Annotated in this window: 15 protein-coding genes; 4 read left to right on the forward strand and 11 right to left on the reverse strand. The window is 41.1% G+C overall.

Annotated features, from left to right (window positions below; translation table 11 throughout):
- Positions 1-14: 14 nt before the first annotated feature.
- Together ACQYAC_RS03400 and csaA are read right to left on the reverse strand one after the other, a co-directional pair.
- On the reverse strand, positions 15-1,406 hold the full coding sequence (locus ACQYAC_RS03400) for an MFS transporter (RefSeq protein ID WP_058014922.1): 1,392 nt from the start codon (positions 1,404-1,406) through the stop codon (positions 15-17).
- A 513-nt stretch (positions 1,407-1,919) separates the two neighbouring features.
- Entirely contained in the window at positions 1,920-2,252 is a 333-nt protein-coding gene (csaA, locus tag ACQYAC_RS03405) for a chaperone CsaA (RefSeq protein WP_003215734.1), read from the reverse strand.
- Positions 2,253-2,483: 231 nt separating this feature from the next.
- Between csaA and ACQYAC_RS03410 the strand changes: the two genes are divergently transcribed.
- The gene (locus ACQYAC_RS03410; protein ID WP_003216048.1) at positions 2,484-2,963 is read left to right on the forward strand and encodes a site-2 protease family protein; all 480 of its coding nucleotides are present in this window, start codon (positions 2,484-2,486) and stop codon (positions 2,961-2,963) included.
- On the opposite strand, the gene ACQYAC_RS03415 is transcribed toward ACQYAC_RS03410, so the two are convergent.
- The 7 genes from ACQYAC_RS03415 to ACQYAC_RS03445 form a co-directional block, all read right to left on the reverse strand.
- Entirely contained in the window at positions 2,953-4,578 is a 1,626-nt protein-coding gene (locus tag ACQYAC_RS03415; protein WP_429942720.1) for a YndJ family protein, read from the reverse strand. The two genes, ACQYAC_RS03410 and ACQYAC_RS03415, sit on opposite strands and share 11 nt — an antisense overlap.
- A complete protein-coding gene (locus tag ACQYAC_RS03420) occupies positions 4,571-5,176 on the reverse strand; it encodes a DUF4166 domain-containing protein (protein ID WP_429942721.1) in 606 nt (201 codons plus the stop codon). Before ACQYAC_RS03420 ends, ACQYAC_RS03415 begins: the two co-directional genes overlap by 8 nt.
- Positions 5,139-6,020, reverse strand: coding sequence for a hypothetical protein (locus ACQYAC_RS03425; protein ID WP_429942722.1), 882 nt, complete (start codon positions 6,018-6,020; stop codon positions 5,139-5,141). Before ACQYAC_RS03425 ends, ACQYAC_RS03420 begins: the two co-directional genes overlap by 38 nt.
- 148 nt (positions 6,021-6,168) lie before the next feature.
- Positions 6,169-6,741 carry a TetR/AcrR family transcriptional regulator gene (locus ACQYAC_RS03430; protein ID WP_429942723.1) on the reverse strand — a complete coding sequence of 191 codons (573 nt, stop codon included), beginning with the start codon at positions 6,739-6,741 and terminating at the stop codon, positions 6,169-6,171.
- A 3-nt stretch (positions 6,742-6,744) separates the two neighbouring features.
- Entirely contained in the window at positions 6,745-7,464 is a 720-nt protein-coding gene (locus ACQYAC_RS03435; RefSeq protein ID WP_429942724.1) for an MBL fold metallo-hydrolase, read from the reverse strand.
- Between the two features lie 37 nt (positions 7,465-7,501).
- The gene (locus ACQYAC_RS03440) at positions 7,502-7,975 is read right to left on the reverse strand and encodes a GyrI-like domain-containing protein (protein WP_429942725.1); all 474 of its coding nucleotides are present in this window, start codon (positions 7,973-7,975) and stop codon (positions 7,502-7,504) included.
- 54 nt (positions 7,976-8,029) lie between these two features.
- Complete coding sequence (locus ACQYAC_RS03445) at positions 8,030-8,962, reverse strand: helix-turn-helix transcriptional regulator (RefSeq protein WP_429942726.1); 933 nt, start codon at positions 8,960-8,962, stop codon at positions 8,030-8,032.
- A 118-nt stretch (positions 8,963-9,080) separates the two neighbouring features.
- On the opposite strand from ACQYAC_RS03445, the gene ACQYAC_RS03450 reads away from it, so the two are divergent.
- Positions 9,081-9,614 (forward strand): mother cell-specific membrane sporulation protein, encoded by a 534-nt coding sequence (locus ACQYAC_RS03450; RefSeq protein ID WP_429942727.1) that lies wholly within the window; start codon positions 9,081-9,083, stop codon positions 9,612-9,614.
- Positions 9,615-9,646: 32 nt separating this feature from the next.
- On the opposite strand, the gene czrA is transcribed toward ACQYAC_RS03450, so the two are convergent.
- Positions 9,647-9,976 (reverse strand): Zn(II)-responsive metalloregulatory transcriptional repressor CzrA, encoded by a 330-nt coding sequence (gene czrA, locus ACQYAC_RS03455; protein WP_007500691.1) that lies wholly within the window; start codon positions 9,974-9,976, stop codon positions 9,647-9,649.
- Positions 9,977-10,162: 186 nt separating this feature from the next.
- On the opposite strand from czrA, the gene ACQYAC_RS03460 reads away from it, so the two are divergent.
- Together ACQYAC_RS03460 and ACQYAC_RS03465 are read left to right on the forward strand one after the other, a co-directional pair.
- Positions 10,163-11,488 carry an APC family permease gene (locus ACQYAC_RS03460; protein ID WP_429942728.1) on the forward strand — a complete coding sequence of 442 codons (1,326 nt, stop codon included), beginning with the start codon at positions 10,163-10,165 and terminating at the stop codon, positions 11,486-11,488.
- Between the two features lie 97 nt (positions 11,489-11,585).
- Entirely contained in the window at positions 11,586-12,248 is a 663-nt protein-coding gene (locus ACQYAC_RS03465) for a lysozyme family protein (RefSeq protein ID WP_169057169.1), read from the forward strand.
- A 34-nt stretch (positions 12,249-12,282) separates the two neighbouring features.
- Here ACQYAC_RS03465 and prpB read toward each other — a convergent pair whose 3' ends face one another.
- A complete protein-coding gene (gene prpB / locus ACQYAC_RS03470) occupies positions 12,283-13,200 on the reverse strand; it encodes a methylisocitrate lyase (RefSeq protein WP_058014912.1) in 918 nt (305 codons plus the stop codon).
- Between the last annotated feature and the right edge of the window lies 1 nt (position 13,201).

The following is a 13,201-nucleotide window of genomic DNA, read 5'->3' on the forward strand; positions in this document are numbered from 1 at the left end:
TCCTCTTTCACGACCTACATTTTAAAATCATCCATATGATCGATATATACTTGATCCCTATTCTCAAGCTCCCTCACGACTTTCTGGTGCTCTTCTTCATCTAAATTATAAAAATTAATATCAATCATCGCTAAAATCAGTAAGCATACAGGAATCACTGTTACCGTAATTAAAATGCCAAGCAATGCTTCTGGCGTCTGTATTTGGTTTGCAACATAGCCAAATCGATCGAGTACAAGCCCCGGAACGATCCCGCCTAATGCCATCCCAAATTTAAAGAAAAATCCAATGACTGCGTAGATAAGTCCGCCCATCCTTTTTCCAGTTTTATATTCGCCATATTCAACAGTCTCAGGAATGAGTGCCCACATGTATGCACCGGCTGTAATACTACCCGCAGCAGCAACGAGTCTGAAAATCAGGATTAACGTGATTTGACTCGGCGGTATCACAAGTAAGGCAAGAAGACCTACGATATTCAGCGATAAAGAATAATTCAGCAGCTTTTTCTTACCTAACAACTTGTGCAGCTTCGGAATAAACGGCAGCACCATTAAAGCTGGCAGACTGCCAATGAGTCCGTACCATTTCACTAAATCTTCTCTGCCAAGGTTATACGTCACATAATAGATCCCAACAGAGTTGCTGATCGAGTTCACACCAAAAATAATAATAAAGAAAATACTTAATACAACAAGCGGGCGATTCACTCGTAACTGGACAAAAATATCACTGAATTTAATCTTTTCCTCTGGCTTTTGAAGCGTGACACGTTCATTCGTACTTTTAAAACAGAAAATCAATAATGCGCCGCCAAGAACGCCGAGAAAAGCCATCGTCATCTGCCAGCCAAGTGCTGTATTTCCTGTCGTATCACTTAAAAAGGTCGCAAGAAAAGGAACAAAAAAAGCCACAACCAGACCGCCTAGATTGGCAAACACCATACGAACGGACGTAATACTAACAACTTCTTGGTTATTTCTTGTCATTGCGGAAGTTAAAGCACCATAAGGAACGTTGATGAATGTGTATGTGAGCGATAAACCAACATACGTGATGTAGGCATAAATGAGTTTACCCATTTCAGAAAAATCAGGTGTTGTAAAGCAGAGGATGGCAAGTACGACAAAAGGAAACGCACCGAATAACAAGTAAGGTCTAAACCTGCCAAAACGGCTGTTCGTCCGGTCCACCAATGCACCAATAAATGGATCTGCAAGCGCATCAATGGCGCGAACAACTAAAAACATCGTCCCTGCTGCTGCCGCTGATAAACCGTACACATCTGTATAGAAAAATAATAGATATGTAGAGACAGTTGCGTAAATCAAATTACATGCGAAATCCCCTGAAGCATATCCCACTTTTTCAGACATACGAATCTTCTTTAAATTCTCACTAACCATGAGCTTTCTCCCTTCTTCACTTAGCCTCTTCTAACGAACAGATGATGGAGGGCAGCAGCAATCAATACGCGGAATATAAAGCGCTTTCAATTTGTTATAAAAATGTAGCTGAACATCTCATCCTTTCAGCTTAGCCCAAATACGCAGCAAAACAGTCGAATGACAGAATCATCTCCTTCAATATAGGGTTCGATACTTGAAATTCATCTTAGTTTATTGACTAAACAAACTAAGATGAATTCATTTTATAAAATCTGATCTGACTTTTCAATATTTTTTGAAAAAATAATCCAAATAATCGATATCTTGTCATTTATCTTCTGAAATGACATGAAAATCTAAAAGAATTCATTTATTGGTTGCATTCAAGCTCATCCCATGCTATATTAATCAAGCGATGAGCTGAATTGTGTAAGTCGGGTAACATGTCTCTTTGAGACACACACGAATGTGGCGTGTGGTTATTCCGCCTCAATACGCAAAAGACATCTTCTTAGGAAGATGTCTTTTTTCTTACCCTATTTTTGTTCCATTCTCAACCGGTTCATCTGTCGCTAGCAAAACCACGTCTTCTTTTGACGGCATGCCTCCTAAGACAAGCACTTCTGATTTGAACCCAGCAATTCTTCTTGGCGGGAAATTAACGACCGCTACGATTTGTTTGCCAGTAAGATTCTCCGCTGTATAACGCTTTGTCAGCTGAGCACTAGATTGCTTCACACCGATTTCTTCGCCAAAATCAATCTTGAGTTTCAACGCAGGCACTCTTGCCTCTGCAAAAAATTCTGCCTCTATGATCGTTCCAACACGAATATCTAACGCCAAAAACTGTTCAATATCTGCCATCTGATTCTCTCCCCTTCGTAAAAGATAACGTATTCTATTGATTATCCATTGTAGCACATTCATTTTGTCAAAAAGGAGGTTCAAAAAGCCTATACAGCGCTAACATCATCTTTATAGTTTACATAATAAATTTATAGTCTCGTATTAAATGTTTGCATCCTAAAAATGAATTCGGTAGAATGGCAAATAATCCTACTGCTTCCTCTCGAATAATTTGGGGAGGGTTCACACTTGTTTACACTATCAGATATGTGGACGTTTTGCTGGTCGTTTTTTGTCATTCTTCCTATTGTTGCCATCCTGCATCAACTTGGCCATATTGTGGTCGCGTGGATGTTTGGAGCAAAGGTTTCCTTTGCGCTTGGCAGAGGCAAAAAAGTGTTGAAAGTAGGCGTCGTTGAAATTAGACGGATCTATTTTCTAGATGCATTTTGCCACTATGAAGAAATGAGGAAAAATAACCGATTGTCGCACATTCTTGTCTACTTAGGCGGTTCATTATGCAACTTGCTCAGTGTTCTCATACTGAACACAATGATCGCCAATGATTTCCTGCCAGAGCACCAATTTTTCTATCAATTTGCTTACTTCTCAGTCTACTATGTATTTTTTGCACTTCTGCCAGTCCAGTATGCAGATCATCATCCGAGTGATGGGCAAGCGATTGTGAACATCATTCGGCACGGTGAACCATGTGACATCATTGACTAACATGATGACTGTCAATATGATAATGAATCGTTAAAAAAGGAATACCGAACAGCTTCATTTGATGTACCGCTGTGAGACTTTCATCCGTCTGCGGCTTCATATGAAAGCTTTCTTCCATTGGCAGTTTCATGGTGATAAAAGGCGTATGAAAATACAATCCTTCGTCACCGGTACTGCCTTTTGGACATGTACTTTTTAATAAAAAACCTTCTTTTTCATTAAAAGGCTTTAAAATAGCTGTCAGCTGAGAATAAGGAAGTGGCAGCGCAATATTCAAATAACCCCCATCTGCATCGTAATGAAGAGCATAAAGTGCAAAAAAGACTTGCTCTCCTTTTGCGTTGTGACGTATCCAAGCCCGAACATTTTTCCTTTCTTCCTTCGGATGTTGAAATCTAGTCAGACGTCCCTTCATTTCATATGGATGACGAGATAACCCCAAATAAAGCTGACCTATTTTCTTAAACATTGGCTGAAGTAAAAAAACAAACGGCCTTACCCACCTATGAAAGCTGACGGCTGCTTTTAATGTAAATGCCATAGGGTCTTCATAAAATCTGCGAATCACGGGTGACACCCTATCAGCTGAAAATGTCTTTCCATTTAATTCATCAAGAGAATCGACTAAACCAAGCTTCTCAGAGCCATGCGCGCTGTCCTCTTGAATCGAGATCATCTGAAACCGGCCATGCACTTTCGAAATCGGAAAGTTCTTCTGCTTTAATTGATCCTTCGGTCCTTCAATCAGCCAGCCAATCAAACCTGGCAAAATCACAAAAAAAGCATTGATACTGCCATGAAACCAAATCATCTGATCAATGCTAATGTAGGTCACACGCATCAGCATACCTGCGGAATAAAGAAGTGAAAGCACGATCGTCCCCATTAAAACAAAGCTAGAAAACACAACGAGACCTTTCGCCAAAGTTGATCGAAATCTTGTTTTCACACAAAGAAAGCCATATATGTAGAGGGCTATCACATAAAGAATGACGCTGAACGTATCAAATAGACGGGAAAAGCTAATCCCAACAGCAATCATCAGAGGCGACAGCAAAATCACCCATCCCGCCGCTTTGTATAAAGCTGTTTCTTTTGCTGGCTGCCTCCCTAATAATCCATAAAAAAGCGGAATAAAAAAAGCGGAGTAATGAAAATGAATAGCGGTCAAAAGAACAATGATCGGCGAAAATGTCATCACCTGTATATCTGCTGTGTATAGCCAAAACCACAGACCCCCTAAAGCGAGATACATCCAAGCGCCATCAATCATCAGCTCATGAAGCGGAAAGATTCCTCTTTTCAATAAACGAGAAAAGCCAAATAACGCCAATAAGATTGTATATAAAAGCCATCCCGATGCGAACCAAGCGGAATGATAGATAAAAGCAGCGGTTGCACAAAGAGCCGCTAGTGGAAAGGCTTTCATTAAAAAGCCGATCAGCATCCCTGGCTTGTGTTTCTTCCCTTCTTTCTCAAAAAAGTGTAAGGCAGCGGGAAGAAAAAATAGAATCGCCATGAGAACAAAAAATTCTGCTACCCGGCCTGTCATGAAACGGGTAGCAATAAAACAAGACATGAAGATCAGACTGGATGTCAAATGCCACTTATTCATCATGAGCCATCCTTTCTGTAAAACGGCCTTTATATGTAAAAAGAGTACCAAACAGGCGGTTTTTCACGTGGACATCAATGGTATATTCACCTGCATGCTCATCGTAGCCTTCCGTTACATCTGACACACCATAAAGCCATGAAGGCAGCGGCCATTCTTTTCTGAACATCAAAAACTTCTGCCGGCCGGATTGGATGTGCAAGAAACCATGCTTTGTTACTGTAAAATGAAGCTCTGACACAAGAAGTCTAGGCTTTCCAAAGTAATCTAGTACTGTATGACTCTCCTGATCAATGATCATATCTGCATCAAAGTGCCGCTCCTTCTTTGGGAAATAAAACGTTCGATACCAGCGCATCCCTTCCTCCCCCTTATTTGTCACAAAGGGCTCGTTCACAATTTGGAAAGGAATGTTTTTACCTCGCTCGGGGAAAAAGCAACGAAACAGTGGACCCATTCTGAAGATCAACCGAATGAGTCTTGACCCGCCGCCTATTTCCTCCATAGTACCTTCAGCAGTAAACGCGCGGTTGTATCTCTCTTTTAGCTTTGGATGCAGTTTATCGTAATCTATTACTTGATGACGATGAACGACCATGTCTACCTCCCCTTTTTCGCTTGATTGAAAATACATCTACACAATCTTTTAGATTGATCATACCTGCAATCGACAAAATGAAAAATGCACTCATCACAAGCGGCTCATGAAGCGTCGTTTGCGGGGATAGGATCCCTATACAAAGCATAATGAGAAGAAACATACTTTGTAAAATGAAGAGATATTTCTTTGATCGTTTGGGAATTAGCCATGATACGCCTAAAAGCGCATAAAACAATCGGAAACTCGTGCTATGATCAAAAGCCGAATGTGAAAAAGGAATGGCTGCTTGGCTTAGCCAGACGATGGCAAACAGCAAACAAATCCCGTAATGAGCAAGGGTTCTCTCTAGTAATAACCGAGGGTGCGTTCCCTTTTCAAGCCACGTCTTTAATGCACCAAAACTAAAGGCTGTCATAAACCCGATCATTGGGCGAAAAAGAATCCGGTCTGCCCATGTCCATCCTTTTCCTTCTTTCGTTTTGTAATCAAATTGAGTTTGAAACACAATGTGATCGCTTGTTTTCATATACTTCCAGTAGCCGCTGCCTTCTTTGATAAAAGACAATGGGTGTGACGATTTAAAATGAAGTGAGGATGCCCGCTCATTCCGTTCATCCATCATTCTTGTTCGATAAGCTCCTGTCCCTGTGACACTTAAACCAAACCCAAGATGCTTTTCATACAAAAAGGATTGGGGCTGTTCATTTTGAGGTTCATTTAATGAAATGGTTGAAAAGCGCAAATCCCATTGTTCATGAAGCTTTGGATTTTGCGTATACTCCCATACTTTCTCTATCGGTGCATGAATGGTTGTTTCCACATAAACGGGCTTTCTTTTCATCTGCCTCTTCTCCTCTATGTGAATTATTTCACATAATAAGCATACCATGTTTCACAAAACTGTCAAATCTTTATTCTTTTTTTGTCAAAAAATTGCTTCAAGATGACCGCCTCTAAAACATATCGATTCACTACCAAAAAAAGACCTGTCAATGAGACAGATCTTCTTTTTGCAACACACCTGAGATATAAAGCTTGACAGCATAGCTCACACTGTCTTCAAGCTGTTCTTTTCGTTGAAATCCATTTTTATTTGAAATATCACCGAAGCCGTGCAATAAGCTTCTTAGTCCTCTGACCACATGTGTCATCTCTTCTTCTTTGACACCGAAACGGGCCATGATGGATTGGACAAATTCAACAAGGCGCTCTGCCTCACTTCTTACATTTTTCTCCTCCATATGTGAAAAGGCTGCTTCATAAAGACCTGGATGTTCGCGGACAAATTGAACATACTGTTTGGCAAAGGCTAACACAGCTTCTTCTTTATCCAGCCCCTCTGTTACGTGTATGCCTTCTTCACGTAGCATGGATAGCCCTTTTTCTGCGAGTGCCGCCTGAATTTCATGAAGACCAGATACATGATTATAAAGAGAGGGTGGTCTGATGTTCAGTCTTTTAGACAATGTAGCAATGGTCAAAGCAGAAAAACCCTCTTCATCAACAAATGTAGCTGCTGTATCGATGATTTTTTCTTGCGTGATTCCCATTCTTGGAGACACGGTTTACTGCTCCCCTTTCTTCAGCTGCTGCTGCCTTTTTCGAACGGCAGCTTGAAGCTTTTCATGAGGTTCTATAATGAGATCGCCATGTCCTGCAGCAAGACAGGATAGGCGAAGTGCCAGTAATTTTTCGGCGCTTTTGAGTGCGGTTTCTGCATCCCATGTAGCAAAAGCCGGGAAAGGGAAAGACCAGCGAAATTCACCTGTAACGGATAAGCCGCCTTTTGTCACAAGGGCATCCCCAGCAATCACAACTTTTGATCTTTCATCGTATAAGGATATGCTGCCAGGTGTGTGCCCTGGTGTTGCAATGACTTTCAGCGGTCCAATCTCATCCCCTTCTTCGACAAGCACATCCGGTTTTGTACGAATATGTTTCGAAAAACTGCCTTTGATTTTTTGCTGGGGTTCGCCAGGAAGTAAGGACAAGTCACCCTCAAATAGGAGGGCATCGCGTTTTGATAAATAGACGACAGCCTCTGGAAAAACCTTTTTCACTTCATCTAATGCACCGATATGATCCATATGACTATGGGTGAGAATGATTTTGTGGATGGGCTTGTTCTTTTGTCGAGCAAATTCGATGATCGAGTTTGCTGCCATTTTTAACGCAGCATCTATTAAGATCAGTCCATTCTCTTCCTCAAAAACATAACAGTTTACCGGGAATAATCTCGGCATCAATGTGAGCTGGTGCAGACGGTCAAAAGTTGTCAATCTCATCAAGTGTCCCCCTAAAACTAATGTTGTTAGTTTTATATTAACTAATGCTATTAGTTTTAGCAAGCCTTTCTTCATCAACCGCAATATAAATATCAATTTGCGCTTCTTTTGGATCAATAGATCTTTCGTCATACCATTCAAAGTCGCCTGTATATGTGCGGTAATGGCGCTCATCCCACGTCCAAATCTGCTGCCATGTTTCCCACACGACCTCTTCAATCGGACCCTTTCTCGTTCGGAATTTTACGTAGGCGGAGGCAGGAATCTCTATGATATGTTCTAACTGCTGATCCACGAATTGCCCAGCAGTAAATAAATAAGAGCCATGCTCATCTTTTTCATAATCTGAATACAATCCTATGACGGGCGCTTGCCCTCCGTGAAGCTGCTGCGCAAAAAATTGCTGCCAGAGTGGAGCAATCTTCCGCTCTTTTGTTTGCTCCATTTCGTTTGTTGTTCGAACAGACAGCCCTTTTATCCATTGTTTCTCTAATGTCACGATATCGTACATACATTCTCATCTCCTTTTTTTCTATCATATAAAAAGAAACCTGACAACATTGTGTCAAGTTTCTATTCGTTTGAGAAATTGTTTCAGCTGGAGATCAAACCCTTCTTTGACATGCTTCGGAGAAAGAATGTCAACATCTGGACCTAAATGGAATAGGAAACTATTTAACCAATCATCAAGAGGTACGGTGATGGTGGCAAGATAGGTACCGTCTGAACAGACGTTCAATTCGGTCTCATCTACCCATTCCTTCACTTTCCCCACTGATGCTTCCGTTAACCTGAGCATGACTGGACTGACAGACGGCTGTTCTTGCCAAGAATCATTCCAAGGCTTCTCTTCGTTTTTGACTCTTTTCGGTTGAAAATACCCTGAAATGGTGACAAGACCGGTCATTCTAGTCAGCTTGAACAGGCGAAAAGCTTTTTTTACACAACAAAACGCATACAAATACCAATGCCTCCCTTTTAAAACGAGCGTATAAGGCTCCACTTTGCGCGAAAGAGTTTCACCTTTCGCATTGCGATAAGTAAACTGAATGTATTGGTGCGCTGACGCAGCTGTATGAATGAGCTGGAGCTTCTGCTCTGCCTGGCTGTCTTTTCCCCAGGAGCTTAAATCAATGAAGACATGGTGCTGTTTCTCACCTTCATCAGTATGCGGGGGAATGAGAGATTTGATTTTTTTCAGTACATGTTCACTTTCTTTAAAGGAGTATGCACTCGTCATGCTTTCAAGAGCTGTTAAAATGACTTCGATGTCATCATCGGTAAATAATTTTTTCTCTAAACGATAGTCCTCAACAAGTGAAATGCCTCCACCTGCTCCTTGGGTTGTCACAACAGGGATTCCCGCTTGATTGATGGTATCAATGTCACGATAAATGGTTCTCGTGCTCACTTCGTGAAGTTCAGCAAGATCTTTCGCCTGTACTTGCTTCTTGCTAATGAGCAGCATCACAGTAGATAAAATGCGGTCAATTTTCATGACTTTTCCTCTTTTTCATAAATGTAGGTTTTGTTTTGATAAAAAAAGAAAGAATGGTAAAGATAAGTAACAGCCAGCATTCGTTTACATCCCTGCACGTGCAGGAGGAGGTTGCATCATGACACATAACGTGTGGCAATTGTTCATGATTGGGAGCATTATGTTGATCTGCATCATGATTCGAATGAATCGAATGAATCGAATGAGACGCTATCAGCTTGTACGCCCCATCAGGCTTTTGATGAGAATGTATCTCTTTGGTCTTTCAGCCCTTATTCTCCTATCAGAAGGATGGCAAAATCACAATATCTTGATCTATGCCGCTATTGGTATGCTTTTTGGAAGCAGCCTTGCTGTTCATGCCTATCAGACAATTCGTATGAAAGAAGAAAATGGCCGGCTGTATATGAAAACGAGTAAATGGATTGAAAGCTTCATTTTATGTTTGTTTTTATCCAGGCTTAGTTTTAAGCTGGTTGAGCTGACAAACCATTCGATGACCAAGATCAGTGCCGTTGAACTGTATCAGCATATCGTGAGCGATGATGCGATGACCATGCTCAGCTTTTTCCTTTTAGCGGCTTACTATGTTGTCTTTTCTTTTCACATGATGAAAGCAAGTAAACGATCGACACATGTACATCATGCATAAAAACCTTCCTATTGGCGTAGGAAGGTTTTTTATCAATCGTGCTGCGCATGGTGAATCATCTGTTCAAGCACTTCCATTACATGCTGATCTTCAGGACTGTAAAAAATTGAGGTCCCTGCTCGTCTAGATTTCACAAGACGAAGATTTTTTAAAAAGCGCAGCTGATGAGAAACGGTTGATTGCATGAGATTCAGTGTTTCTGCTATATCATTTACCGAGTGTTCACCTTGAGACAGCAGGTGCAGAATTCGAATACGTGTCGGATCAGATAAAGCTTTAAAGGTTTGGGAGACAAGAAATAGACTTTCTTCATCCAGCTCCATCCGTTCCTGTTCTTGATTTGTATTCAGTTCTTCCTTCATTTTGCTTCACCTTTCTTGTCCGTCAAATCACGACTTATTCTATGTATCATCATATACCAAAACGTCCGGCATGCAAAGAGAGCACACTTTAGAAAAAAGATTTACTCAAATAGCATTGACACTTGGTAGCATTCTTTTTAAAATGAGCATTATTTATTCATTTTTTTAGAGGAGCTGATAGGCAAATTGACTGAAGAGCCAAGACTAAAACGCAGCCTGACTGTCTTTCCACTTGTTGTGATCGGGCTTGCTTATATGGATCCACTTGTCGTATTTGATTCATACGGCATTGTGGCTCAGCTGACGAAAGGACACGTCGCTGCAGCTTATATATTTACGTTACTTGCATTACTATTGACAGCGCTTAGCTATGGGAATATGGTGAAGGCTTTTCCAAAAGCAGGATCTGCTTATACATACGCGCAAAAAAGTATTCATCCTCATATTGGCTTTCTTGTAGGCTGGACACTTTTACTGGATTATTTATTTTTGCCTATGGTGAATTTTGCGATTGGAAGTGCTTATTTAACCGCAGCCTTTCCTGATGTACCTCATTACATTTGGATCATCATACTTGCTATCGCCATAACGACTGTCAATGTAATCGGTATCCGGCTTACAGCCAACATCACGGCACTATTTGTGACCTTTCAGGTCATTGTCGCCGTCACTTTTGTTGGTTTTATTATTTATGGGCTCACGCAAAACGCAGGCAGCGGAGAATTATTGTCCGCCCGGCCTTTTTATTCGGCGAGCTTAGATCCAGCGCTGATTTTTTCAGGAGCAACCATTTTATGTTTTTCGTTTCTAGGATTTGATGCCATCTCAACCATGTCTGAGGAAACCATTAAGCCAAAAAAGACGATCCCACTTGCCATCTTCTTAACCGTCGCCATTGGAGGCGTACTGTTTACCTTGACGTCTTATTTTTTGCAGCAAGTATTTCCAAATTTTCAGCAGTTCAAGCATCCCGATGCGGCGTCACTTGAAATTGCGGAATTTGTGGGCGGCGCCTTTCTCCACTCGTTCTTTTTAGCTGGCACAATGGTCGCTGTTATCTCTTCTTCCTTATCGTCACATGCAAGTGCAGCAAGGCTGTTATATGCAATGGGTAGAGATGAGTCTTTACCGAAGCGTTTCTTCGGATATATTCATCCGAGATTAAAAACGCCTGTTTTTAATATTTTATTAATTGGTGCTTTCTCCTTAACCGCAGTCGTTGGCGAACTTGAAGTCATTTATTCCTTTATCAGCTTCGGCGCGTTGATTGGATTCACATTTGTGAACTTATCTGTTTTTGCGTACTATTTCATTAGACAAAAACAAAGAGGTGTACTCAATATATTGAGATACGCAGTAATCCCTCTGTGCGGGACTGCCTTTTGTATATGGCTGTTAACGAGCATCAGTACAAATGCATTAATCATTGGTATGCTTTGGCTGATTATCGGTTTTGTTTATTTCTGCTACAGACTGAAAACAAGACCCGAATTTACATTTGGATACGATTGATTATAAGGTTTTCACTTGGTATCTTGTGCAGGATATGGCATAATAAAAAGGCTGTACTTCCCTTTTAAAAGCGGGGCAAAACAGGGGTGAACTGACCTTGAAAAAGAAAAAAACAGGATGTTTTGCCATTTCAGGCTGCTTCACGATTTTTCTGTTTGTTTTCGTATTAGCAGCCATTGTCATGTCCTTTAATCAAAAGGAGTTAAAAAAGCTGCCGATTGATACGGAATCAATTGTTTTGTCGAGATTGGATGATTTCAAACCGCTTGTAGAAACAGAGTTAAGAGATCAAGATTTAGATCAATATACCGCGTTAATCCTCGGTATGATGTATCAAGAATCAAAAGGCAGAGGTGGAGATCCAATGCAGTCCTCTGAATCTCTTGGTTTGAAACGAAATGAAATCAATGACCCTCAGAAAAGCATTAGACAAGGAGTCCAACATTTTTCTACTATGTACAAGCATGGGAAGAAAAAAGGCGTTGATTTGGAAACTATTATCCAAAGCTATAATATGGGAATTGGCTATATTGATTTTGTTGCAAAAAACGGGGGAAAACATTCCGAGAAATTGGCAAAGCAATACTCTAAAAAGCAAGTGAAACGAAACCCAGAAGTCTATACGTGCGGAGGCAACAAAGATAACTTCCGCTACCCATATTGCTTCGGTGACTTCACTTATGCTGAAAAAGTAAAAGAAAAAACGAAAACAGTTGAAGAAAAGATGAAATTGGCTTCGTCATCCTCACCATCATCGTAAAAAAAGCACTTCCTCAATGGAAGTGCTTTTCATTTTATCGATGTTCTTTCCCGATTTCCGGCAGGATCGTTTTCGCTAAATGCTGATCCATTTCCTCATATTCATCATAATGAATCGTTTCATACAACTCTTGTCTCGTTTGCATGTCCTTTAGCATTCCTTGCTGCGTCCCCTTCTCCATGATTTCTGTAAATAAACGCTCATACGCTTTTGCAGCGACTCTTAGTGATGACACAGGGTAAATGACCATTTGAAAACCAAATACAGAAAATTCGTCTGCATGATAATAAGGCGTCTTGCCAAACTCCGTCATATTTGCAAGAAGCGGTCCTTTAATATTGTTTGACGCATGCGTGAAGTCCTCTGCTGTGATGAGTGCCTCAGGAAAAATAGCATCAGCTCCTGCTTCTACGTAAAGATTGGCCCGGTGGATGACATCCTCCATCCCGTTTACAGACTTTGCATCGGTTCTTGCAATCACCAAAAGCGTTGGTGCCGCTTGTTTAATGGCTTTGATTTTTGCGACCATTTCTTCTACTGGAACGAGTGATTTTCCGTTTAAATGCCCGCATTTTTTCGGCATTTGCTGATCTTCAATTTGAACAGCTGCCACCTTACTTTCTACCATTTCCTTTGCCGCTCTTGCAGCATTCAATACACCGCCATAGCCAGTATCCATATCGACCAAAAGCGGCAGCTGAGAAGCTCGAATGATTTCCTTCGCTTTTTCAGCCATTTCCGTTGAATGAATCATGCCGAGATCAGGCAATCCTTTGCTGGCACAAAAAGCGGCGCCGGATAAATAGAGCCCTTGGAAGCCCATTTTTTTTGCATAGAGCGCAGACATTCCATCGTGAACGCCTGGGATTTGGAATAAAGCTGATTTGTGCATTTGTTCTTGAAAGGCTGCGGCTAAATCTGCTTGACTTGATTCATCATTCACGATCCACACA

Source organism: Bacillus sp. MM09(2025), assembly GCF_050496725.1.
Classification (GTDB): Bacteria; Bacillota; Bacilli; order Bacillales; family Bacillaceae; genus Bacillus; species Bacillus pumilus.